24 protein-coding genes are annotated in these 23452 nt (G+C 70.1%); 14 read left to right on the plus strand and 10 right to left on the minus strand.

Features of this window, described 5'->3' with window-relative positions; all coding sequences use genetic code 11:
- Position 1: 1 nt before the first annotated feature.
- Positions 2-1354: an MFS transporter gene (locus ACFY0F_RS35790; protein WP_388804147.1), complete on the minus strand. Its 1353-nt coding sequence runs from the start codon at positions 1352-1354 to the stop codon at positions 2-4.
- Between the two features lie 34 nt (positions 1355-1388).
- On the minus strand, positions 1389-1826 hold the full coding sequence (locus ACFY0F_RS35795) for a MarR family winged helix-turn-helix transcriptional regulator (RefSeq protein WP_388804150.1): 438 nt from the start codon (positions 1824-1826) through the stop codon (positions 1389-1391).
- A 154-nt stretch (positions 1827-1980) separates the two neighbouring features.
- Here ACFY0F_RS35795 and ACFY0F_RS35800 point away from each other — a divergent pair, with 154 nt between their 5' ends.
- Positions 1981-2163: a ribbon-helix-helix protein, CopG family gene (locus ACFY0F_RS35800; RefSeq protein ID WP_388804153.1), complete on the plus strand. Its 183-nt coding sequence runs from the start codon at positions 1981-1983 to the stop codon at positions 2161-2163.
- Here ACFY0F_RS35800 and ACFY0F_RS35805 read toward each other — a convergent pair.
- Entirely contained in the window at positions 2156-3607 is a 1452-nt protein-coding gene (locus tag ACFY0F_RS35805) for an NCS2 family permease (protein ID WP_388804156.1), read from the minus strand. The genes ACFY0F_RS35800 and ACFY0F_RS35805 overlap by 8 nt on opposite strands.
- Positions 3608-3759: 152 nt before the next feature.
- Here ACFY0F_RS35805 and ACFY0F_RS35810 point away from each other — a divergent pair, with 152 nt between their 5' ends.
- Positions 3760-4026 carry a DUF2530 domain-containing protein gene (locus tag ACFY0F_RS35810; protein WP_388804159.1) on the plus strand — a complete coding sequence of 89 codons (267 nt, stop codon included), beginning with the start codon at positions 3760-3762 and terminating at the stop codon, positions 4024-4026.
- Positions 4027-4216: 190 nt separating this feature from the next.
- Here ACFY0F_RS35810 and ACFY0F_RS35815 read toward each other — a convergent pair whose 3' ends face one another.
- From ACFY0F_RS35815 to ACFY0F_RS35825, 3 genes are all read right to left on the minus strand, one after another.
- Entirely contained in the window at positions 4217-5047 is an 831-nt protein-coding gene (locus tag ACFY0F_RS35815) for a hypothetical protein (RefSeq protein WP_388804162.1), read from the minus strand.
- Between the two features lie 210 nt (positions 5048-5257).
- Complete coding sequence (locus ACFY0F_RS35820) at positions 5258-6148, minus strand: hypothetical protein (RefSeq protein WP_388804165.1); 891 nt, start codon at positions 6146-6148, stop codon at positions 5258-5260.
- Positions 6149-6304: 156 nt separating this feature from the next.
- Positions 6305-9454 carry a sacsin N-terminal ATP-binding-like domain-containing protein gene (locus ACFY0F_RS35825; protein WP_388804168.1) on the minus strand — a complete coding sequence of 1050 codons (3150 nt, stop codon included), beginning with the start codon at positions 9452-9454 and terminating at the stop codon, positions 6305-6307.
- A 383-nt stretch (positions 9455-9837) separates the two neighbouring features.
- Between ACFY0F_RS35825 and ACFY0F_RS35830 the strand changes: the two genes are divergently transcribed.
- The 4 genes from ACFY0F_RS35830 (at position 9838) to ACFY0F_RS35845 (ending at position 14260) form a co-directional block, all read left to right on the plus strand.
- A complete protein-coding gene (locus tag ACFY0F_RS35830; RefSeq protein ID WP_388804171.1) occupies positions 9838-11136 on the plus strand; it encodes a hypothetical protein in 1299 nt (432 codons plus the stop codon).
- Positions 11137-11197: 61 nt separating this feature from the next.
- Entirely contained in the window at positions 11198-12589 is a 1392-nt protein-coding gene (locus ACFY0F_RS35835) for a NucA/NucB deoxyribonuclease domain-containing protein (RefSeq protein ID WP_388804174.1), read from the plus strand.
- A gap of 18 nt (positions 12590-12607) precedes the next feature.
- Positions 12608-13141 carry a hypothetical protein gene (locus ACFY0F_RS35840; RefSeq protein ID WP_388804177.1) on the plus strand — a complete coding sequence of 178 codons (534 nt, stop codon included), beginning with the start codon at positions 12608-12610 and terminating at the stop codon, positions 13139-13141.
- Positions 13142-13378: 237 nt separating this feature from the next.
- Positions 13379-14260, plus strand: a complete 882-nt coding sequence (locus ACFY0F_RS35845) for a GNAT family N-acetyltransferase (protein WP_388804180.1) — start codon at positions 13379-13381, stop codon at positions 14258-14260.
- 72 nt (positions 14261-14332) lie between these two features.
- Here the strand turns inward: ACFY0F_RS35845 and ACFY0F_RS35850 are convergent, their stop codons facing one another.
- From ACFY0F_RS35850 to ACFY0F_RS35860, 3 genes are all read right to left on the minus strand, one after another.
- Positions 14333-14542, minus strand: a complete 210-nt coding sequence (locus ACFY0F_RS35850; protein ID WP_388804183.1) for a DUF397 domain-containing protein — start codon at positions 14540-14542, stop codon at positions 14333-14335.
- Positions 14543-14603: 61 nt separating this feature from the next.
- A complete protein-coding gene (locus ACFY0F_RS35855; protein WP_388804185.1) occupies positions 14604-14813 on the minus strand; it encodes a DUF397 domain-containing protein in 210 nt (69 codons plus the stop codon).
- Complete coding sequence (locus ACFY0F_RS35860) at positions 14810-15685, minus strand: helix-turn-helix domain-containing protein (protein ID WP_388804188.1); 876 nt, start codon at positions 15683-15685, stop codon at positions 14810-14812. Before ACFY0F_RS35860 ends, ACFY0F_RS35855 begins: the two co-directional genes overlap by 4 nt.
- Positions 15686-15831: 146 nt before the next feature.
- On the opposite strand from ACFY0F_RS35860, the gene ACFY0F_RS35865 reads away from it, so the two are divergent.
- The 4 genes from ACFY0F_RS35865 to ACFY0F_RS35880 all read left to right on the plus strand — a co-directional run bounded on the left by ACFY0F_RS35865 (position 15832) and on the right by ACFY0F_RS35880 (position 18335).
- Positions 15832-16353: an ATP-binding protein gene (locus ACFY0F_RS35865; RefSeq protein WP_388804191.1), complete on the plus strand. Its 522-nt coding sequence runs from the start codon at positions 15832-15834 to the stop codon at positions 16351-16353.
- Between the two features lie 152 nt (positions 16354-16505).
- Positions 16506-17384, plus strand: a complete 879-nt coding sequence (locus tag ACFY0F_RS35870) for a helix-turn-helix domain-containing protein (protein ID WP_388804194.1) — start codon at positions 16506-16508, stop codon at positions 17382-17384.
- Positions 17385-17436: 52 nt separating this feature from the next.
- Positions 17437-18021 (plus strand): Uma2 family endonuclease, encoded by a 585-nt coding sequence (locus ACFY0F_RS35875; RefSeq protein ID WP_388804197.1) that lies wholly within the window; start codon positions 17437-17439, stop codon positions 18019-18021.
- 74 nt (positions 18022-18095) lie between these two features.
- On the plus strand, positions 18096-18335 hold the full coding sequence (locus ACFY0F_RS35880; RefSeq protein ID WP_388804200.1) for a hypothetical protein: 240 nt from the start codon (positions 18096-18098) through the stop codon (positions 18333-18335).
- 46 nt (positions 18336-18381) lie between these two features.
- On the opposite strand, the gene ACFY0F_RS35885 is transcribed toward ACFY0F_RS35880, so the two are convergent.
- The gene (locus ACFY0F_RS35885) at positions 18382-19308 is read right to left on the minus strand and encodes a DUF3027 domain-containing protein (RefSeq protein ID WP_388804202.1); all 927 of its coding nucleotides are present in this window, start codon (positions 19306-19308) and stop codon (positions 18382-18384) included.
- Positions 19309-19665: 357 nt separating this feature from the next.
- Here ACFY0F_RS35885 and ACFY0F_RS35890 point away from each other — a divergent pair, with 357 nt between their 5' ends.
- The 4 genes from ACFY0F_RS35890 (at position 19666) to ACFY0F_RS35905 (ending at position 23356) form a co-directional block, all read left to right on the plus strand.
- Positions 19666-21111, plus strand: a complete 1446-nt coding sequence (locus ACFY0F_RS35890) for an MFS transporter (RefSeq protein ID WP_388804205.1) — start codon at positions 19666-19668, stop codon at positions 21109-21111.
- A gap of 219 nt (positions 21112-21330) precedes the next feature.
- A complete protein-coding gene (locus ACFY0F_RS35895; RefSeq protein WP_388804206.1) occupies positions 21331-21831 on the plus strand; it encodes a DUF2771 domain-containing protein in 501 nt (166 codons plus the stop codon).
- Positions 21832-21851: 20 nt separating this feature from the next.
- Positions 21852-22499 carry a futalosine hydrolase gene (locus tag ACFY0F_RS35900; RefSeq protein WP_388804312.1) on the plus strand — a complete coding sequence of 216 codons (648 nt, stop codon included), beginning with the start codon at positions 21852-21854 and terminating at the stop codon, positions 22497-22499.
- Positions 22496-23356: a 1,4-dihydroxy-6-naphthoate synthase gene (locus ACFY0F_RS35905; protein ID WP_388804209.1), complete on the plus strand. Its 861-nt coding sequence runs from the start codon at positions 22496-22498 to the stop codon at positions 23354-23356. The genes ACFY0F_RS35900 and ACFY0F_RS35905 overlap by 4 nt, the downstream gene beginning before the upstream one ends.
- Positions 23357-23452 lie beyond the last annotated feature (96 nt).

A 23452-nucleotide genomic window follows, 5' to 3' on the forward strand; every position in this document is an offset into this window, starting at 1 on the left:
CTCAGGCCGCGGTCGCCAGCTGCTCGCGCTCGCGCGGCACGAACCGGACCGTCGGGTGGCCGTGGTACCAGCCCACCGACAGGCGCAGGCCGCCGATGCGGGCCAGGACCAGGCCGATGGTGACGGCGGCGGCGGCCGAGACGACACCGCCGAGGGCGAAGCCGACGCGGGGGCCGTAGGTGTCGGTGATCCAGCCGACGACCGGCGCGCCCAGCGGCGTACCACCCATGAAGACCATCATGAACAGGGCCATCACCCGGCCGCGCATGGCCGGGTCGGTGGCCATCTGCACGGCGGTGTTCGCGGTGACGTTGACCGTCAGACCGGCGATCCCGATCGGGGTCATGAGCAGCGCGAACAGCCAGTACGACGGTGCCAGCGCGGCCACGATCTCCAGGGTGCCGAAGACCGCGGCGGCCGCGATCAGCAGGCGCAGCCGGGCCGTGCCGCGCCGGGCGGCGAGCAGGGCGCCGACCAGGGAGCCGACCGCCATGAGGGTGTTGAAGAGGCTGTAGGCGCCGGCGCCCGCGTGGAAGACGTCGTCGGCGTAGGCGGACAGCCACACCGGGAAGTTGAAGCCGAAGGTGCCGATGAAGCCGACGAGGACGATCGGCCAGATGAGGTCCGGGCGGCCGGCGACGTAGCGCAGACCCTCGCGGAGCTGGCCCTTGCCCCTCGGCGCCCGCTGGGCGACGTGCAGCTCGCGGGCGCGCATCAGCAGCAGGCCGCCGATGGGCGCGACGAAGGACAGGCCGTTGAAGAGGAACGCCCAGCCGGTGCCGACGCCGGTGATCATGACGCCCGCGACGGCGGGGCCGACCAGGCGGGCGGACTGGAAGTTGGCCGAGTTGAGGCTGACCGCGTTCTGGAGCTGCTCGGGGCCGACCATCTCGGAGACGAAGGACTGGCGGGCCGGGTTGTCGACGACCGTGGCGAGACCGACGGCGAAGGCGGCGACGTAGACGTGCCAGACCTGGACGTGTCCGGTGAGGGTGAGCGCGGCGAGCGCGAGGCCGGTCACGGCCATCGCGGACTGGGTGACCAGCAGCGTGGGGCGCTTGGGCAGCCGGTCGACGAGGACACCGCCGTACAGGCCGAACAGCAGCATCGGCAGGAACTGCAGGGCCGTGGTGATGCCGACGGCGGCGGAGGAGCCGGTGAGGCTGAGGACGAGCCAGTCCTGGGCGATGCGCTGCATCCAGGTGCCGGTGTTGGAGACGACCTGGCCGATGAAGAAGAGGCGGTAGTTCCGGATCTTCAGGGAGCTGAACATCGAGGACTTGCGCCCGGGGGCGGGTGGGGAGTCGTGGGTGGTCGGCGCGGGGGCGGAAGCTGCTCCGGGTCCCGAACTCAAAAGGGTTCGCCTCCTTGCGATGGCACGCGGGTGCTTAGAGGTGTGCGAGTTTTTCCAGCACGGGAGCGGCGGCGCGCAGTTTCGCCCACTCGTCCTCGTCGAGGCCCTCGACCAGGCCGGCCAGGAACGCGTTGCGTTTGCGGCGGCTCTCCTCGAGCATCGCCTCGGCCTGCTCGGTCTGGGTGACGACCTTCTGGCGCCGGTCCTCGGGGTGCGGTTCCAGACGGACCAGTCCCTTGGCCTCGAGCAGCGCCACGATGCGGGTCATCGACGGCGGCTGCACGTGCTCCTTGCGGGCGAGTTCGCCCGGGGTCGCGCTGCCGCAACGGGACAGGGTGCCCAGCACCGACATCTCGGTGGGACTCAGCGACTCGTCGACGCGCTGGTGCTTGAGGCGACGGGACAGTCGCATCACGGCGGAGCGCAGTGAGTTCACGGCGGCAGCGTTGTCGCCATGGGTAAGGTCCGACATGTTCTTTAGCGTAACTCATTACTCTCGCTAAAGAACACCGAGGGGACGCCAGTTGGCCGTGACCCTGGCCACTGGGGCGCAATATCACTCTTTTGGGTGATCCCTGTGCGGAACGTGACGCAGGGCACCGAAGAGTGCCGCGACCCTCGTACGCATGGGGACCAGCGTGCTCAGCCTGCGCATGGACCGCGAGCTGCTCGAACGGCTCCGCCACCATGCCGCCAAAAGAGGAATGAGCGTCCAGGACTACGTGGTCCGGACGCTCATTCGCGACGACTTCGACGAGCGGTTCCAGGCCGCCGTCGAGGAGACGGAGAGGTTCTACGGGGTCACGTGAGTCCCAGGGCCGGCATCAGGTAGTAGAAGGCGAACACCGCGGAGACGACGTACATCGGTACGGGGATCTCCTTGGCGCGGCCGGCCGCCAGGCGCAGCACCACGAAGGTGATGAAGCCCATGCCGATGCCGTTGGTGATCGAGTAGGTGAACGGCATCATCACCATCGTCACGAAGGCCGGCATGGCGAGGGTGGGGTCGGTCCAGTCGATCTCCTTGACGGAGCCGGCCAGGATCAGGAAGCCGACCGCGATCAGCGCGGGGGTGGCCGCCTGGGAGGGGACCATCGTGGCGACCGGGGTCAGGAACAGGGCGAGGGCGAACAGCGTGCCGGTGACGACGTTGGCGAAGCCGGTGCGGGCGCCCTCGCCGACTCCGGCGGTGGACTCCACGAAGCAGGTGGTGGCCGAGGAGGAGCTGGCACCACCGGCGGCGACGGCGATGCCGTCCACGAAGAGGACCTTGTTGATGCCGGGCATCTGCCCCTGGGCGTCGGTGAGCTTGGCCTCGTCGCTGACGCCCATGATCGTGCCCATGGCGTCGAAGAAGCAGGACAGCAGCACGGTGAAGACGAAGAGGATGCCGGTCAGGGCACCGACCTTGCCGAAGCCGCCGAAGAGGCTGACCTGACCGATGAGCCCGAAGTCCGGAGGGGCGACCGGGTTGCCGGGCCACTTCGGGGTGGTGAGGCCCCAGCTGGGTACGTGCGTGACCGCGTTGATGACCAGGCTCAGCACGGTCATCGACACGATCGAGATCAGGATCGCCCCGGAGACCTTGCGCACGATCAGCGCGAGGGTGAGCAGGGTGCCGAGGACGAAGACCAGCACCGGCCAGCCGGTGAGGTGGCCGTCGCCGCCGAGCTGCAGCGGGACGGTGGTCTGGGCGACGTCCGGGATACGGGTGACGAAGCCGGAGTCGACCAGGCCGATCAGCATGATGAACAGGCCGATGCCGATGGAGATGGCCTTGCGCAGGCTGTAGGGCACCGCGTTCATGACGCGCTCCCGGAGCCCCGTGGCGACGAGCAGCATCACGACGAACCCGGCGAGCACGACCATGCCCATCGCGTCCGGCCAGGACATACGGGGCGCGAGCTGCAGCGCGACGACGGAGTTGACGCCGAGGCCGGCCGCGAGCGCGATCGGCACGTTGCCGATGACGCCCATCAGCAGCGTGGTGAACGCGGCGGTCAGGGCGGTGGCCGTGACCAGCTGGCCGTGGTCGAGCTGGTGCCCATACATGTCCTTGGCGCTGCCGAGGATGATCGGGTTCAGCACGATGATGTACGCCATCGCGAAGAAGGTGGCGAAACCGCCGCGGATCTCGCGCGGCAGCGTGCTGCCCCGCTCGGAGATCCGGAAGAAGCGGTCGAGCGCGCCGTGCCCGGTTCCCTTGCCCGGCTGCTGCGGGACGGGAACCTTGGCGGGGGCCGAGGTGGACATGCGGGACCTTTCATCACCAGTGGGCATTCCCCCAGCCCGTTTGGTGTTTCCTACGAACAGAAGCGGCCAAAGACAAACGGATTCAGTATGAACATATAACGTTCAGATCGCTATCTCCGCGCGTAGACCTGATCGCCTCGTAAGCTGTCCGCATGACGAAGTGGACCCCCACGCACGAGGCGCCGGAGCCCCTGGAAGGCCCGGTGGTCGCCACCATCACCGGCGGCACGATCCTCTGGTTCGTCCTCTTCCTCGCCCAGCTCCCCTTCTACGGCTGGTACGCCGACCACGGCCACACCTGGTGGATCTGGACCTGCCTCGCCGGGGGTGGGCTCGGCCTCATCGGCGTGTGGTACGTCCGCCGACGGGACGCTGCGCTGAAGCGGGCGGCGGGTGTTCGGCCGGGGCCGGCCGAATAGTCCCGCGCGCTGCAGCCGGGCCCTGTCGGGGGACTTCTCAGCCGACCGTCACCGGTGGGTGGGTGGGTGGGTGGGAAACGGGGTCCAGGGGCGCGGCCCCTGGCGGGGTCTGGGGCGGAGCCCCAGGGGGCGGAAAGGGCAAGGCCCCCCGGGAAAGCTCCCGGGGGACCTTTAGTCGCTGCCGCCGGCGTTACTGCACGTCGACGTAGTCACCCGTCGCACTGACCGCCGGGGTGGTCGTGGTCCCCGCGAAGGAGAAACGCCAGTAACCGTCGTACTGCGCGGTGGCCGTGGCCTTCACGTTGCCCGACGAGTCCGAGGTCACCGTCTTGACGGTGGTGTACGTGGTGGTGCCCGCCTTGCGGAACTGCAGCTTGACCGGCTGGCCGGTGTAGCCGTGGTACAGGTGGTCCTCCCAGTTGGCGCGGGAGAGCTTGCCCGTGGTGGTGAGCGTCGCGCCCTTCTTCACCGGCTCCGGGCCCGCGTCGGCCGTGAGCTTGGAGTAGCGCTGCACGTTGGTGGTGGCGAGGCTTCCCTGGTCCTTGAAGCCGACCTTGCTCAGGTCGGGGTTGTTCGGGTCCTGGCCGTTGAAGGCGGTGGCCTCGGCGGCGACCGACCAGCTGCCGGCGTCGGCGTTCGTCAGGTCGCCGTCACCCGGGTAGATGTCGACGGTGCCCGTGCAGGTCTCGGTGGTGGACGAGACGACCGTGCAGGTGGCGAAGTCGTCGCCCTCCAGCGTCTTGGTCTGGTCGTCCATGGTGCCGCGGTAGAGATAGGCGTCGCTGTAGAAGTCGGACGCGGTGACGTCCACGTCCGCGCCGTGCGTCAGCGTGTACGAGTACGTGGTGCTGACCTTGTTGGTGGTGCCGACCTTGATCGCGGAGGCGATCTTGAGGTTGGAGAAGCCGACGTTCATCGTGTACGGCGTACCGCTGGACCCGGTGGCGTGCGCGGCCGGCACGGCGAGGGCGGAGAGGGCCAGGGCGCCGGAGACGGCGGCCACGGTGGCTCGTATGCGCATTGCGTTCCCCATGTGGGAGAAGTGATCGGTGAGTCTCTTGACTCGGCAGCTCTGATCATTGGCACATGCAACTGGTTGTACACCCAAAGCCGGATCCGGCCATTCTTTGTGTGGTCATTACCATCCGATGGCCGGAAGGAGAGGAAGGGGAAACGTTTCGACCCCAGGAGGCCGGCTGCGTCCTGGGGCCGAGAGAGTCCTGCCTGTTACCTACTGCACGTCGACGAAGTCACCCGTGGCGTTGACCGCCGGGGTGGTCGTGGTGCCCGCGAAGGAGTAGCGGAAGTAACCGTCGCCCGTCGCGGTGGTCGTGGTCTTCAGGTCACCGGTGGAGTTCGACTTGATGGTCTTCAGCGTGGTGTAGGTGCTGGAGCCCTTCTTGCGGAACTGCAGCTTGACGGACTGGTTGGTGTAGCCCGCGTACTTGTGCGTCTCCCAGTTGGCGCGGGACAGCTTGCCCGTGACCGTGATGGTCTTGCCCTTCTTCACCGGCTCCGGCGAGGCGTTGACCGTCAGCTTGGAGTAGCGCTGGACCAGGGTCGAGCCGAGGCCGTCGACCTGGAGCGCGGTCTCGTCGGTGTCGATGTCCATGGCGATGGCCGCGCCGTGCCAGGTGCCGGCCTGGGAGTTGAGCAGCTTCAGGTCCGGGTCGGTCTCGGTCGGGTAGATGTCGATCGCGCCGTAGCAGTTGGCAGTGGTCGCCGACGTCTCGACGCAGGTCGCCGGCAGGTCGGGGCCCTGGGCGTTGTCCGGCGTGGTGGACGAGCCGTGGTAGATGAGCGGGATGGTGACGAACGAGTCCGAGTTGATGTCGACATCGGCGCCGTGGGTCAACGTGTAGGTGACCGCGGTGCCGACATGGTTGGTCGTACCGACCTTGATCGCCTTGGCGATCCTGAAGTCGGAGAAGGTGACGTCCAGGTCGCCTTCCGTCGCCGGGGTGGCACGGATGCCGGCCTTGCCGGAGGCGTGCTGTGCGAAGACCTTCGCGATCTCGGCACGGTAGGACGAACCCCCGTCGGCGGCGTGAGCGGCCGGCGCGACGAAGGCGGAGAGGGCCAGGGCGCCGGAGACGGCGGCCACGGTGGCACGAATGCGCATGCGTTCCCCTGATGGAGAAGGGTGGGCACAGGGCCCAGGTGATCTTGGAGCCTGTTGGCTCGGATGATCAGATCCGTGGCCGCCGGGAATGGTTGTACGGGAGTTGAAGGAAAAGTGAGGGACTTGGGAACCTCGGGGCCGACTTCGCCCTCTTGGTCAGTCGAACCAGCGGTCCCGGGCCAGTTCCTCCGTCCGCGACGGGTCCTCCAGCAGTGCCGCCACCTCGAACCGACGGGGCCACTGGCCCGCCGCCCAGGCCAGCCCCGCGGCGACGCCTTCGAGGGTGGCGGCGTGCAGGACGCCGTCGTCGGTCAGGCGCCAGTCGATCTCCACGCCGTCGACCACGAGTTCGTCGTGCTCGACGTAGGTGTCGGGGGTGCGCGGGCCCAGCAGCACGTGCACCGGCTCCGGTACGTCGTGTTCGGCGCCCTCCGAGTCCACCGTCCCCGTCACGGACTCGCTCAGCCGCCGCACCTGGAACAGCTCGGCCAACTCCGCGGCCCGGGCGGGGCGCACCGGCAGCAGCGGCACCCCGGAGGTGAACGGCAGCAGGTCGGGTGAGTCGACGACGACGGCTTCCGCGGCGTCCACCACCGTCACCCGCCCGTCCACGACGGCCCTCAGCTCGTCCGGCAGGGTCACCTGCTCGGGGTCGAGGTCGGCCAGCGCGCTGTACAGGCCGTGCAGTTGGGCCGGCGTGACCGGGCGCTCCGGGTCGGCGAGGCGGTCGAGGAGTTCGGCGGCGCCGCCCGGTTCGTCGAGCAGGGCGGCGACGGAGGTGCGCACCCCGAGGGCCTTGAGGACCTGCTCGTCCTCGAAGCCGGTGGCGTCGGCCTGGTCGTACAGGCCGTGCAGGAGCGGGTCGCCGCCGGCGGCGAGGAGACCCGCCGGGCGACGGCCGTCGAGGACCGGGTGTCCGCGCAGCCACCACGCGGTGTACGGCCGTACGACCTCGTGGGTGCCGTCCGGAAGCAGGATGCGCACCGGCTGGGTGAGCGCGTCGCGCAGCGGCGGGCGGGCCAGCAGGGCGAGGGCCTGCGGCCAGTGGTCGTCGTCGACGAGGTCGAGGTCGCGGACGGCGACGAGTTCGGTGGCGACCGGGGGCACGGGGGTGTCGGGGAAGCGGTCGAGGATGTCCTCGCACCACACGTCGACGGCGTCCAGCAGTCCCGCGTCGTCCGGTTCGGCGAAGTCGCCCTCGCGGGGCTCGAGTTCGTCCGGGTCGAGGACGACGTCCGCGGCCCGTACGAGGGCGAAGTCGGCGAGCACGCCACAGGCGGCCAGCGGCTGCTCGCCCCACTTCTCGGCCAACTCGGCTGTCACAGCGGGGAGTTCGTCCTCGCGGATGACCTGGGCGAAGGGGCTGCCGGGGAAGACGAGCTCCCCTGCGGGCGCGAGTTCGCCGTCCTCGTCGGGCAGGGCGAGGGCGCCCAGCCAGGGCTCGTCCCCCGGTTCGAGGCCCGCGTCGCGGACCAGGGCGAGGACGGTGTCGGCGAGTTCCTCGGCGTCGAGGGCGTCCTCCTCCCAGGCCACGGCGCCGTCGTCGTCCAGGGAGGCGGCGACGGCGGCCCGCACCTGCGGGGTGGTCAAGACGGCACGCGGGGTCGCGGGCAGGGCGCCGAGCTTCTCCAGGAGCGGGTGCGCGGCGTCCGGGTGGGCGACCTTCAGGCCGAGCCGGGCGAGCACCTCCGGGTCGATGGCGGCGGCGTCCGGGGTGGGCAGCAGGACCTGGCGGGGGCCGATGGTCGTCCGGCCGTCGGCCAGGGGGACCGGCAGCCCGGAGAGCCGGTCGGGGTCGACGCCGGCGAGGCTGTCGTAGAGCCGCCACCACCAGTCGGGGCTCTTCTCCAGACCGGCCAGCCGGTCGACGGCGTCGGCGAGCGGCAGCCGGGCCACGCCGAGCGTGCGCAGCTCCACACGGCGTTCCAGGCCGGCGGGCAGCAGCGTGGGCAGGACCTCGGCGAGGACCCGGACGGTGTCGGCGCCGGCACCCTCGGCGATCTCCGCGTCGCGGGGACGCAGGACCTCGGGCAGGTCGCCGGCTTCGGGGATCTCCTCGTCCGCCTGGGGCTTCGGGGGGACGGCCGGGGGCAGGAAGGCCGTACGCGGGAGACGGGCCAGGATCGCCTGGCGCAGGGCACCGTCGAGTTCGCCCTTGCCGAGCGGGCCGGGCACGAGGTCGATGATGCCCTCGGTCACCGGCCGCCAGTCGGCGAGGAGTCCGGCGTAGGCGTCCGCCGCGCGCTGCACCAGGAAGTCGGTGAGCGGGCCGGGGGCCGCGTGCCGGCGGGTGGTGTCCAGCGGGAAGGAGGCGATGAGCAGGGCGGGGACGCCGAGGGGCTCGTCACTGGGGGTGGGGGCGTGCACGACGGGGGTGGTGCGGGGGCGGGCGGGGGTGCCGTCGGGGTCGGGCACGGCCCAGGTGACCGACCAGTGCGGGCGCAGCCGCTCCTCGACCGGGCGGTCCGCGAGCAGGTCCGGGGTGAGCGGACCGTGCGCGGAGACCGTGCGCCAGCGGGTCGTGCCGTCGCGGGAGTCGGTGATGACCGTGTGGGCGCCCTCGGTGCGGCGGCGCAGGGTGCGGGGCGCGTCGTCATTGACCTCGACGACGACTTCCTCCAGGCCGGGCAGGGCGAGGAGGAGAGCGTCGTCGACGGCGTGCAGGAGGCGTTCGGCGAGGTCGGTGGCGGCCGTGTCGCGCAGCGGGAGGATGACGACCGTGTCGTACGGGTCCGGGGCGGAGCCCTCGGCGGGGAACGGCAGGCGCAGCAGCGGTACGTGTCCGTCGCGGCGGCGGATCTCGTCGCCCAGGCCGGGGCTGTGCCGGGCGGTGTCGGCGGCGAGTTCCCGGGCCTCGGGGAGGGACCAGCGGATGCCGCCGTGCCGGCCCACGACCGCGGGTTCGTCGGTGACGGCCAGTACGGCGGCGAAGCCCACACCGAAGCGGCCGACGGTGGCCCGGCCCTCGTCGCCCTCGCGTTTGGCGGAGGCACGGAGGGTGGAGAGCGACTCGACGCCGGCCGCGTCCAGGGGGGCGCCGGTGTTCGCGGCGACCAGGACACCGTCGCGGAGGGTGAGACGGAGACGGCCGGGCACGTGGGCGCGGGCGGCGGCGTCGGCGGCGTTCTGCGCCAGCTCGACGACGAGACGGTCCCGGTACCCGCCGAGGACCAGGTCCTCCTCGGCGTTGGCGTCCTCCCGGAACCGGGCGGGACTGGTGGCCCAGGCGTCGATGACCCCGCGCCGGAGACGGGCGGTACCGAAGGGGTCGGCGCCCTCGGTCGCGGGCCGGACGAACATGCTCACGTTCACCTCTTCATCGTCGCCGTGGTGACGAAGGTACCGCTCGCCGGGGGTGGCGTGCTCTGTACCCCCCTCGCGGCCCGCAGCGGGCGCGCGACAGCGCGTGCACATCCGTGGTGCGCCTGGTCACCGGCCGTGTTTCCGCGTCGGGCACTCTCGGCTCACGCGTAAACGGTCCCCTGGCCCGTGCGCGCGAGGCTGTTCGCGCGCAGTACGGCCATGGCCCGCCGGTTGACGAAGCGGTCGCCGGTCGCGCCCCCGCAGTACGTCGGTGTGGCCTAGGTCATGGCGTGTGTTCGAGTCAACTTCCCCTGACGTCAACAAAGTTCGGGTAATTCGAATATAGGTTCCCCTGTGACCACTCTTGACTGTTCCTAGGGGGAACCTTGTCGCGTTCACGCGCGAGACTCCTGGCCCTGGCATGCGCCGGAGCGGCCACACTCACCGTTGTCGGTGTCGCCCCGCCCGCCAGTGCCAACCCGCCCAGCGACGTGTGCAGCATCCTGTACAGCGCCCGCATCACCTTCTGGGCGATGACCTGCAGCGAGCCGGGCCAACCGATGATCGGCGGCTTCGCCACCTGGCGGAACGTGCCGATCACCTTCGATCAAACGGACACCGGCTCCGCAACCGTGCAGGCGGCCAACTACCTGCGAGTAACTCCGAACACCTCGGACAGCCCAGTGGCGCCCAACATCGAGATCGGGCTGTACGCCAAGAAGACCGGGAGGACCACCCACAGCTACGGGCCGCGCTGGTCGGAGCTGACCACCAGTGGCGGCCACACGAAGGTCATCACGGCCGGGGTCAACCCGAGCAAGCCGGACAAGCGCAATCACACCTACATGACGGTGCGCCAGGACCACGGCAACCAGTGGGACGTTCTGTACGACTTCAACAAGGTCGGTTCCACCACCAGCCAGCTCAAGGTGATCGGCGGTGCCACCAACCGCATCGACGTCGGGCTCGAGGTGACCGGCCCCAAGTACGTCGACGTTCCGCCGGTCGCGGACCGCATGCAGTACATGACCGGCAACCAGGTCTGGGAAAAGGTGGCCACACGCAACGTGGCCAAGTCCGTCACGCTCCCCGCGTGCAGCACCAGGGACAAGCCTCCGAACTGCTTCACCACCAAGCTCGCCGACAGTACGACCTTCACCCAGTGGACGGTGAGCAAACCCCGTCGGCAGACCGCCGCCCTTCCTTCACCGGCCGTCGCGAGCACCGACCGGCCCGGCACGTTCAACGGAGTGGACCAGCAGGCCCTGCAAGCCTGCATGGACAACGACCCCGACACCTGTCTGACCAGCGTGCCCGGCCTGGCCGAGTGCGTCACCACCGTGCGGGTCTGCAACGCAGCCGCTCTGCCTGCCGACGGCAACACCGACGACAGCACGACCGACGCGGAGGTGTCGGCCGCCGACATCCGCGATCAAGCGGCTGCCGCCTTCGACGTCCCCGCCGACGCACTTGCCGTCGATCCTCCGGCCTTGCCGACCGGGCGACCGATCAACCGCCCGGTTGCCGGTGGCAGCAGTGCGGCCGTATGGACGGTGACCTCCACCCACTCCACTCCCGGGCTGCAGCCGACCGACCAGCGCTTCGACGGCTTCACCGCCCGCTACTCCGCACGCACCGGCGAACTCCTGGAGGCCTGCTGGGGCGACCTGTGCGACGCCTCATGAACGCCGCCACCCGCATCTGCGGACGCCCCCTCGCCCTCGCTCGCACGCAAGGAGCCTCCCGGTGAACACCCGTAGCACTCTGGCCCGTCTGACCCGCGGTGCCATCACAGCCACCGCCCTGGCCCTGCTCACCACAGTCACCACAGCAGCCCACCCAGCCCCGACCGCAAATGAAGCGGGCAAGGGCTCGGTCATGTTCGTCGACGCCGCTTCCGTTCCCGCAGAGCAGCTCCGCGGGTTCGACCAGCCCATGCCGTTCGCCGACTACCTGCGCGCACACGGCTCGAGCACGGGGCCGACCCAGTTCGTCACAGCCGCCTCTGTTCCCGCAGAGCAGCTGCGTGGGTTCGACCAGCCCATCCCGTTCGCCGACTACCTGCGCAAGCACGGCTCGAGCAGCACTCCCCGGCCGACGGCCGGCAATCCGACTCCCCCCGACCAGGACCTCAGGCAACAGTGCGCCAGCCACGCGGCCCAGGCCAAGACAGTCGCCGGCTGGACCAAATCCCGCTTCGAAAGCTGCCAGAAACGCCCCTACGACCTGATCCTGCGCGACACCCGAGGCACGACCTCCATCGGCCGTCTCTGGTTCGACCAGTGGATCCTCGGCTTCTCCTACGACGGCAGCCGCCGCGTCGACTACGTCGCCAGCGTCGAAAACATACGCGTCCAGCCCCTGCCCACCGAAGACGCCACCAAATGGCGCATCGGCCAGCATTTCCGCTCCGACATCGACGTATCCAGCAGCGACCCGGACCCCCAGGTGACCGAGCCGCAGACCAAGGAACGCGACGAGCTGCTCGGCGAGTGGGACCGCACGCCGCAGTGGTCGCTCACCTACACCTCTCCGGACAAGGGCCCCCTGTTCGATCAGGGCAACCAGCAGCGTGTGCAGTCCACCGTGGTCATGGACCTGACCGTCAGCTCTCCCAACGCCGCCCCATTCACCGGAGGGGTCGACAACTACCACTCCAACGTCCGCTACGACTACGCCGGAAAGCCGGCAGGCAAGCACAAGGGCACCGTCTTCACCACCGCCAGGGTCGAACTCGTCATGAGCCAGAAGGATCCAGCCGTGAACGAGAGTGCCCTGCACATCTATGACGCCCTCAACCGGCCCGAGCGCACCTTCCCCTCCTGGGCCGGGAAGTCTGTGCCGGGAGCGAAGGAACCTCTGCACCGGCTGATCGACAAGGAAAAGCAGAAGAAGAACCGCGACCGCTCGATCAAGGAATGCGAAAAGGTATGGGGCGACTACAAGGGCACCGACCTTCAGTGTGACGAGTACCCGTTCGCCTCCACCAAAGAAGGGTCCACCAAGGGAGACAACCGGTTCTCCGTCCGCCTGATCGAGGGCGACGACAATGAGGCTGGCGGCCGCAAGCTCGACCAGATGTATACCCTCAACCGGATCCTGGACGGCGACGCCTTCTACGTGAAGATCACCAACTAGCAGGAAGGCACTCCCACCATGGCGCTCCTTGCCGAGTACACCTGCGAGGCCACCCCGGGCCGCCGCGTCGTAGAGGTCTATGACGCAGACGCGTACCTCGGCGACGACGACGCCATGGCAGCCGCCCGTAGGCAGGTGGTAGCTGGCAACGGCTACCACCTGTACCTGCGCAGCCTCCAGCCGGACATCGACGTCGAGGTGACCATCCGCATCTGGGACAACCCGCCCACTCCGCCCGCCGACGCCGAAGGCCACATTGACATCGCCATCGAATCCGAGACCGGCATCCTCGTCGTCAACCAACTAGGCCTCGGCCCTGCAGGCGAGATGACCCTGCCGCGCCCCGGCGTCTACGAAGGCCACGCCTGGTGGGCCAACCGACAGGCTGTCTCCGACTACTACGACAGCACCCTCGACGGGATCACCGATGATGCCCCCGAGGGCTCGTTGATTGAGGCTTGGGACAACTGCCCCGTCACCGAACGCTACGTTCTGGATCTCGCCTACAACCGAGAACCCACCCCTGTCGATGACGAAGACATCTGGGCATAGGCGTGGATAAGGTCTCGTGCCCTGAACACCAGCCGGGGCGGGACCAGCCCGGACGAGCATCACATGAGCGCTTCGATAACCCTTTGATCGGGAAGCGATGGGCCAACTAGATTCTTCGAGCCGTCCGCGTCGTCCCGGCCGGTTCTGTCGACGAGGAGGTGTGGAGCACATGCGCAGGAGTGCCGAGCAGTCGAGCCCGCGTACTGACCTTCGCCGCCTCCTCACGACGGAGACATCTTGTCGCTTCACATCACCTCACTGACCGACCCCGCTCACGGACCGCACAGCCGGCGCCTCGCATGGCTGGCGTCCGACGCCGATTCCATTCCTCTCGGGTCGGCCTTTCTGCGGCTGTTCACCGATCATGGACAGGATCACCTGGCCGAACTGACCCTCGGCGTCCATCCCGCGGAGCGACGCAAGCTCGTCGGCTCCCGGCTCCTGGACGCCGCCGTTACCGCCGCCCGGGACCATGCCCGACGCTGCGTCATCGCCCAGGCAGAGGCCGCGTCGCCCGGCGATCACTTCCTGGCGGCTCGCGGTTTCCGCAAGGTCCTCACCCTGAGGTACGCCCGCTTGGCCCTGCCCGATGTGGACACCAGCCTCCTCGCCGAGATCATCGAGCGTCCGCACCCCGGCTACCGGCTGGCGTCATGGCGGGGAACCGTTCCCGACGACCTCGCCGAGACCTTCGCCGCCTCACGGCGCGCCATGGACGACATGCCCATGGACGACACCGACTACGGCACCGTCACCTGGGACGTGAACCGCGTGCGGGCCGCGGCGAAGGCCGTCGAACAGCGCGGCGACCACTTGCACACCGTCGCCGCCGTCGACGCCTCCACCGGCTCGATCGCCGGGTTCACCGAACTCGTCGTCCCCGGCGACGGCACGGGCGACGGCCAGCACTACGGCACGGGCGTGCTGCCCGAGCACCGTGGACGCGGCCTCGGCCGATGGATGAAGGCCGAGTCGATCAGACATGCCCATGGGCGCTATCCGGACCTCGGTGGCCTCCTGACCGACATCGCCGAGAGCAACACCCACATGAGGCGGATCAACGACAGCCTCGGCTACACCCCCACGCACACGACCCACCAGCACCAGCTCGACCTCTAGCCGCGAAGGGACGGGCCAGACCTGGACACCACCTCGTCGGGCCCGTCGACGCTTCCGTACACGTCCCTGCGATCAGTCCTCGGAGACGTACGGCACGAAGCGCGCCCACGTGTCCTGGGTGAACGCGAGCCGGGGGCCTGCGGTGTTCTTGGAGTCGCGGACGTGGACGGTGCCGGGGGTGACGGCAAGCTCGACGCAGGAGTTGCCGTCTGTGCCGCTGCTGTAGCTGCTCTTGAACCATGCCAGCTCGGAGGCGTCTCCGGCAGAGGCCTTGCGGATCATGTTTCCCCCAGCAGTTACTCGATAAAGGTCAGCGACTCCCTGGCCAGTCAGGCGAGTGCGATCAGTTCTCGGACGCGTACGGGACGAAGCGCGTCCAAGTGTCCGGGGTGAACGCGAGCCGGGGGCCTGCGGTGTTCTTGGAGTCGCGGACGTGGATGGTGCCGGGGGTGACGGCAAGCTCGACGCAGGAGTTGCCGTCTGTTCCGCTGCTGTAGCTGCTCTTGAACCATGCCAGCTCGGAGGCGTCTCCGGCAGAGGCCTTGCGGATCATGTTTCCCCCAGCAGTTGTTCGATAAAGGCCAGTGACTCCCTCGGTGGGAGAGCCTGCGCCCGGATCGTGCCATACCGCAGCTCAAGGATGCGAAGGTACTTCGGATCGGCGACAGGCCGCCCGTTGAACGCTCCGTCGGAGCGCCCCACTGCCGTACCGTCCGGGAACTTCAGCAACTCGATCTTGCCGTCGACTCCTGGGTGGGCATCAGTGTTCGTCGGCATGACCTGCAAGTTGACGCTGTTCAATTGCCCCACCTCCAGCAGGCGTTCGAGCTGCCGTCGCCAGACCATTGTGCCGCCGACCCGTCGGCGCAGCGGTGCTTCTTCCAGCACGAAGTGGATCGACGGGGCGGGGTCACGTTCGAAGACCGACTGTCGCGCGAGACGAGCGGCCACCATACGTTCCACGTCATCCGGGGAGTACGGCGGTTGCGCCGCCTCCATCAAGGCGCGGGCGTGCTCCGGTGTCTGCAACAGCCCATGGACACTGTTGCACTCGTACACCCCGATCTCGACCGCCTTGGCCTCCAGCTTCCCCAGTTCCCGGACCTTCTTCGGGTACCGGACCTTCTTCACGTCCTCCCACGTCGCCGCGATGAGCCCGCCGGCTCGCAGCACCTCGTCTGCCGTGTTCAGGTAGTCCTCGCGGGGGATCCGCTTCCCGCCCTCGATCTTGTAGACCATGTCCTCGCCATAGCCCACGGCCTTGCCGAACTCGGCGGCCCGCATCCCCACGGCCTCGCGCCGCAGTTTCAACTGCCGCCCCACCGTGGTGATGACGGCGACACCCCACTCGTCGTCGGGGTCCACCTCCCACCCCGGCTCGTCCGCCTCGTCCCTGAGCCGTACCGCCTCGCCGTCCACCGACATCCGCGCGCCCCTCCGTCGTACCGTGCCGTCCTGCTCGTACCAACCGTGCGTACAGGCAAGACAGCACCGGACAAGCTCCGGACAGTCACCGTACGCAACCGTCCCGTCACCCACCACGGTAGGCGTGACCGGCCACTCTGAGTGACGTGAATCAGAAAACCACCGCGAACTTCAGCGTGCTGCTGTCGTCCACGCCGCGAGGCGCCCGTCTGGCTCGTCTGCTCGCCGACGAGCAACTGCGCCGCTGGGGGCTGCCGACGGAGAGCGCGAGCCTCATCGTGGCCGAGCTGGCGGCCAACGCGGCGACGCACGGCCGTGTGCCTGGGCGGGACTTCCGCCTGTCGCTGTGCGTGGTCGGCGGCGACATCATCCGTATCGAGGTGACGGACACCCGCGGTGAGCGACTCCCCGAGGTGCAACCGCCCTCCGCCGACGCCGAGTCCGGCCGGGGGCTGCTCCTCGTGGACGCGCTCGCGGACCGCTGGGGAGTGGTCGAAGAGTACTTCCCGCGCAAGACCGTCTGGGCCGAACTGCGCTGCTCACGGCCGGAGCCCGCCCGTTCGGGCTGCGGTGCCGCAGGCGGTCCCCAGTCAAAGAACTCGAGGGAGAAAGAACCCGTCCAAGCCCCACCCCTCCCGCCCGCCGCGCAAACTCACTCCCGCGGGTGAACATCGCCAACTCGGCTGGATTCCGGACCGGTTCCCTGTCCTACGCTCAGCGCGACACGGCACGACGCACAACCGCAGACATGCGACGGCCCCCGCCGGGACTAGCGATCCCAGTGCGAGGGCCTGACCACCGAGGAAGTAGGAGCTTCCCGATGGGTACCCAGAACCCTAGCGCGCCCCCGCACGCCCAGTCCCGGGTTGGCGGCAACAAACACCCGAACCGGCGGTCCGGGCACCACTCCGGTGGACTGATCCACGACCACACCCGCCACACCACCCGGTTCACGGTGATCGGCAACCACCTCGCCCAGCACCCGGAGCTCTCGGGGCTCGCCATCGGGCTCGGCGTGCACATCCAGTCGCTCCCGGCCGGCGCCCGCGTGGACATCAGGACTCTCGCCGAGCGCTTCCCGGAAGGGCGCGAGCGGATCGCCTCCGCGCTGCGCGAGCTGGAGACCCACGGCTACCTGCGCCGCGTCCGTGAGCGCGTCCCCGGCGGCCGTATCGTCACCCGGACGATCTCCTGCAACCAGCCCGGACGGCGTCGCGAGGGTGAGGGCGCGTGTCCGGAGTCCGAGCGCCCGGCTGCCGCCCCGAAGAAGCGGACGCCCCGCAAGCCCCTCCCGCCCGTCCCGAGTCCGGCCTTCCCGGCGCCCGCGCTCCTCCAGGCCGCCGTCGACCTCCTCGCGGACCTCCGCACCCACGACTCCCGGCTGCTCCTCTCCGCCTGCGACACGGCCCACCTGGCCCCGGGTGTCGCCGCCTGGCTGGAGCGCGACGTCAGCCCCGGCGTCGTACGCCGCGCCCTGACCGCCGACCTGCCGCCCGAGGGGGTACGCCGCCCGGCCGCCCTCCTGGCGCACCGGCTCGCCGCCCAGTTGCCCCCACCGCCCCCGTTCCGCGCTCCGGAGCCGCCGCCGACCGTCCGGTACCCCATGGAGAACTGCGACGGCTGCGACCGCGGCTTCCGCTCCCCAACGCCCGGCGGTCGCTGCCGTGACTGCCGATCCGATTCCTCGGGGGCCGCCTAGCATGAACGTGACGATCCTTGCCCCGGGGCACGTACGACGAGGAGCGAGCGCCATGACCATCGCATCGGACCACGTCTACCGGGCCATGCGGGACCTCGTTCAGTCCATGGACGACACCATTCCGGGCAAATTCGAGATCACCAAGAAAGGGATCGTCCACGACATGATGGCGCCGATCGGCCCGCATGAGCTGACCACTCTGCACCTGCGGAAACGGCTCGAGAAGATCATGCCGGAAGAGATCGTGGCCCACACGGGGGAACCCGACGTCGAGGACGAGGCAGAAGGCATCATGCGCCGCCCCGACGTGATGGTGATCGCCCTGGCGGACATGGATGTTCCCGGTTCCTTCGATCCCCGTACGGTGATCGCCGCCGTCGAGGTCGTCTCACGGTCCAACCCGGAGAACGACTGGGAGGACAAGATGCGCGACTACCCGCTCATCGGCATCCCCGTCTACGCGGTCTTCGATCCCCGCACCGGCACCGGCGCCGTCCTCACCGACATCCACTCCACTCCTGACGGGCCGCGGTACGCCACGCGCAAGGATTTCGTGTACGGCGAGGACGTCACCATCGCCGACTGGACGATCTCGACGGAGAACCTGCCGCTCTACAAGACCACGGGCACGAGCTGATCCCCCGGCCGGAGCTCACCCCCGAGGCTCTCCGGGCCGCCCTCGCCGTCGTCGCCCCGGGTCGCCTGGACGAAATGCAGGCCAAGAAAGACGAAGCCTTTGCCAAGGCGGTCGAGTGGCAGTCTCTGAGCCCGGTACAGAGCTGGGTCCTGATCTGGGCCAGGGACATCGAGATCGCCCGTCGGCCCGATCTGTCCGCCCGCTACACCCGGGCGAAGAACGATCTGGAACACCCGGATCCGGCTGTCGCCCAGGAAGCTCTGCGCAGCCTCAGCACCGTCCTGGACGAAGCCATGAAGACAGTTCGCGAGTGAGCAGGAGCCGCCCGCACGCGCAGGCGGCCCGCCGCGGTCGGCGGCGCTAAGAGTGCCCCAGTTCCGCCGTCTCCTCGTCCCCCAGCACCGGTACCGACCCGGAGTCCGCCGCCGGGCGGAGCGGGAACGGGTCGACCTTCGTCTCGTCGATGACCGGCGGTGCCGGCTGCGGCGGCTTGGGCATGACCGCGGCCTCGGAGTGGCCGCCGCAGCCGTAGGAGAGGGAGACGACGCGGCCGTCGGCCGGGGAGAACTCGTTGGCGCAGACACCGAAGGCCTGGCCGAGGGAGCCACCCATGGGAACCAGGAAGCCGCAGCTCGCGCAGGAGGCGGGGGCCGCCTGGGCCATGGGGGTCTGGGCGCCGAAGGCCTCGTCCCAGCGGTCGGCGGCGATGTGGAGGCCGTAGCGGGACAGGACGCGGGCGCGGCGCATCCCGAGTTCCTCCGCCACCGCGGCGATCGTGCCGCGGGCGGGGGTCACCGGCTGCGCTGCGGGGGCGCCGGGGGTGACCTCGGCGTCCTCGGCTTCCGCCAGTTCCGCCATCTCCTCGGAGACCGGGGAGTTCACCGGCGGTTCTTCCACGCCGGCGTAGCCGGGTTCGAGGCGGAGGTCCTCGGCGTCGGTGGGCAGCAGGTCGCCGGGGCCCATGTCGCCGGGGCGGAGGCGTTCGCTCCACGGCACCCACTCGGGGGCGAGGAGGGCGTCGGGGCCGGGGAGGAGGACGACCTCGTCCAGCGTCACGATCTTGGCGCGGGACGCGCGGGCCACCGTGGCGGCCCAGCGCCAGCCTCGGTAGCCGAGTTCCTTGCACTCGAAGAAGTGCGTGACGACGCGGTCGCCCTCGGCGATCATGCCCGCGTGCTCGCCGACGACGCCTGGCGCGGCGGCCTCCTCGGCTGCGGCGCGGGCGAGGTCGACGGCCTCGGCGCACAGGCGGTCGGGGGTGCGGCTTCGCGTGGTCGCTGCGCTCACAGGTATCGCTTCTCTCCTACGCCGTCTCACGGGTGCGCGGGCCTGAAGGCGGTGGAACGGACGGAGCGGACCTGTGGGCCGCATCGACGTCCGCGTCCGATCGCACTCGGGCGCACCTCTGCCATCCATTCTGCGGGATGGCTGAGATAGGCACGCTACCCGGTCACCGGCTCTGGGCCTACACCGACGGACGGTATCGGGTGCGCGACCTGTGTTTCCCACCGTCCCGCTCGACCGTTTCCCACCGTCCGGCTCGACCGTTCCTGCCGTCCCGCTCGACCGTGTCCGACGGTCCCACTCGACTCGCTTGGCTGCAAACCGCACTATCAGCGCCTGTCTCGGGGCACTATGAACGTCGTGGCGACCACGAGGCCGCCCCAGGGTGTCACCGGGACCGGTGGAACCGGGGGAAGCAGTCGAGGTGGCGGTGCGGGTCCGGTGCGCGGGGCCGCCCGCGCGGTCGGTCGTGCCCTGCACTTCCCCGTCACGAAAACCGCCCGCGGCATCCGCAGGGCGACGCACGCGCACGGGGCAGGGGAGTCCGGGCTCGGCAAGCTGATCGAGCTGCACGCGGTCAATGGCGCGGGCGATGTCATGATCACCGTGGCGCTCGCCTCCACGGTGTTCTTCTCGGTGCCCACCGACGAGGCCCGGGGGCGGGTCGCGCTCTACCTCGCCATCACGATGGCCCCGTTCACGGTTCTCGCGCCGGTGATCGGCCCGCTCCTCGACAAGCTGCCGCACGGCCGCCGGGCCGCCATGGCCGGGACCATGCTCGCCCGTGCCCTGCTCGCGCTGATCATCTCCGGGGCCGCGGCCAGCGGCAGCCTGGAGCTGTATCCGGCGGCGCTGGGGGTGCTGGTCGCCTCGAAGGCCTACGGGGTCGTCAGAAGCGCCGTGGTGCCCCGGCTGCTGCCGCCGGCGTTCTCGCTGGTGAAGGCGAACTCGCGGGTGACCCTGGGCGGGCTGCTGGCCACCGGGATCGCCGCGCCGATCGGGGCGGGGCTGCAGGCGATCGGGTCCCCGTGGCCGCTCTACGGCGCCTTCGTGATCTTCACGGCGGGAACGTTCCTGTCCTTCTCGCTGCCCGCCAAGGTCGACTCGGCCAAGGGCGAGGACATCGCGCTGCTCGCCTCCGACGAACGGCATCTGCACGGATCGCGCCGCAAGGAGCCGTCGAAGCAGCAGGAGCAGTCGAAACGGCCGGGGCTGCGCACGGTCGGCCCGGCCGTCACGAACGCGCTCGGCGCCAACGCCTCGCTGCGCTGTCTGTCCGGCTTCCTGATCTTCTTCCTGGCCTTCCTGCTGCGGGAGCATCCGCTGACCGGCGAGAGCGCCGCGGTGTCGATGGGGATAGTGGGCGTGTCGGCCGGGGTGGGCAACGCACTGGGTACGGCGGTCGGGGCGTGGCTGAGGTCCCGGGCGCCGGAGATGCTCATCGTGACCGTGGTGGCCGTGGTGGCGGGGACGGCCGTGGTCGCCGCGGTGTTCTTCGGGGCGTTCCTGGTGGCGTGCCTGGCCGCGGTGGCCGGGTTCGGGCAGGCGCTGGGCAAGCTGTCGCTGGACGCGCTGATCCAGCGGGACGTGCCGGAGCTGGTGCGTACGTCGGCGTTCGCCCGGTCGGAGACGCTGCTGCAGATGGCCTGGGTGTTCGGCGGCGCGGTCGGCATCGTCATGCCGCTCAACGGCACGCTGGGCCTGGCGGTGGGCGCCGCCTTCGTCGCCGCGGGCTGGCTGGGCACGGCACGCGGGCTGCTGGCCTCGGCCCGGCACGGCGGACGGACGCGGCCGCGGGTGGCGTAGGCGGATTCGGCGTGGGCGGTGAATGACGTGGACCGCCGGCGCCTGTCCGGCGGATCATGCAGCAGACGCGGGGCTTGGCACGCCCCGCTCACCGGCGCCGATGAGGCACCGCCCGCTCCCTGCGACCTGATCCGCCGGACAGGCCCTGGTGGCGTAACGAACCGGGCACGCCGCACCCCGCGTGGGGAGGGGCCGGGACACGCCAGATAGCCTTCGGGCATGACCACGCTGCCCCGCGGCGAAGCCGCTGATGTACAACGCGTTGTTGTGCGACGCCGCCGCGCCGTCGCCGCCGCCTGCGCCGTTTCCGCCGGACTGCTTCTGTTGTCGGCCTGCGACAAGCCGACGCCGATGTCGACGGTCACCGTCGGCACGAGCTCGGTCAACTCCGAGGCCACCTGCTACAACGACGGCAACGCCCTGGACACGGCGTCGCTGACGAAGTGCCTGAAGAACACCGACATCAAGTCCATCAAGGTGGACCCGGACGAGACCGTGCGCTTCGGTGTCGACCCGGAGATCGCGGACAACGGCTGGACGATCATGCTGAACGGTCAGCCGCTGACCGACTCCAGCAAGAAGACGTACCGCACCATCCCGGGCAGCGTGTTCTTCAACGAGCAGTACGGTGGGTCGGCCAGCGGAAGCCTGGTGTCCATCAAGGAGGGCGACAAGACGGCCAAGGGTCTGTGGTCCTTCAAGCTGAAGAAGGACTCCTGACCACGTCGTCCGTGCCTGACCTGCGGGTCCTGGTGGCCACCGCGGTACCCGCAGAACGGGACGCGGTGGCTCGGGCGTTTCCCGGCGCGGATGTCGTCGCCGCCGGGGTGGGTCCCGCGCTCGCCGCCGCCTCCACCGCGACCGCCCTCACCACCGCCGCCCTGCGCGGCGCCCCCTACGGCCTGGTCGTGTCGGCCGGGATCGGCGGGGGCTTCCTGCCCGGGGCGCCCCTCGGCTCCCTCGTCGTCGCCGACGAGATCACCGTCGCCGACCTGGGCGCCGACACACCGGCAGGGTTCGTCCCGGTCACCGAGCTGGGCTTCGGGACCGTCACCCACCGTCCGCCGGAATCACTCGTACGAGAGGTGACCGCGGCGACGGGTGCGCCCGCCGGAACCGTCCTCACCGTCTCGACCGTGACCGGAACCGCCGCCCGCGCCGCCGAGCTGCGCGCCCGCCACCCCCGTGCCCTGGCCGAGGCCATGGAGGGCTTCGGGGTCGCCGAGGCGGCCGCCGCGCACGGCACGCCCGTGCTGGAGATCCGCGCGGTCTCCAACCCCGTCGGCCCGCGCGACCGCGCCGCCTGGCGCATCGGCGAGGCCCTCGCGGCCCTGGCCGAGGGGTTCGGGAAGCTGGCGCCCGTACTGGAGAGTTGGAAACAGGTATGACTGACCGTCGTGGATCCGGGTCGCTGCGGATCGCTTACTCGCCCTGCCCCAACGACACCTTCGTCTTCGACGCCCTCGCCCACGGCCGCGTCCCCGGCGCGCCCGCGCTCGACGTCACCTTCGCGGACATCGACGTCACCAACGGCATGGCCGAGCGCGGCGAGTTCGACGTGCTGAAGGTGTCGTACGCCGTGCTGCCGTACGTCCTCGACGAGTACGCGCTGCTGCCCTGCGGGGGCGCGCTGGGCCGGGGCTGCGGGCCGCTGGTGCTGACCCGGGAGGCGGGAGCCGACCTGACGGGCCGTACTGTCGCCGTGCCGAGCGAGAAGTCGACCGCCTATCTGCTGTTCCGGCTCTGGGCGGCGGACACGCTGCCCGGCGGGGTCGGCGAGATCGTGGTCATGCCGTTCCACGAGATCATGCCGGCCGTGCGGGACGGGAAGGTCGACGCCGGGCTCGTCATCCACGAGGCGCGCTTCACGTACCAGAACTACGGGCTGCACAAGCTCGCCGACATGGGCGAGCACTGGGAGGACACCACCGGGCTGCCGATCCCGCTGGGCGCGATCATCGCGAAGCGGTCGCTGGGCGGGGACACGCTGCGGCTGCTCGCCGAGTCGATCCGTACGTCCGTGCACGCGGCCTGGGACGACCCCGAGGCCTCCCGCCCGTACGTCATGGAACACGCCCAGGAGATGGACCCGTCCGTCGCCGACCAGCACATCGGGCTGTACGTCAACGAGTTCACGTCGGAGCTCGGGGTGGACGGATATGCCGCGGTACGGGGGCTGCTCACCCGCGCGGCGGCCGAGGGGCTGGTGCCGGCCCTCGGGCCCGATGCTCTGTCGTTCCCCTGAACCGGCGTGCGCCGAAGCCGGCCGCCGGACGGAGTCCGGCACAGCCGTCCGCAGCCCGCGAAGCGGCGCGAGGACGGCAGAAGGAGGCGCCCCGCG

The sequence above is a fragment of the Streptomyces sp. NPDC001544 genome (genome assembly GCF_042894285.1).
In the GTDB taxonomy this organism is placed as follows: Bacteria; Actinomycetota; Actinomycetes; order Streptomycetales; family Streptomycetaceae; genus Streptomyces.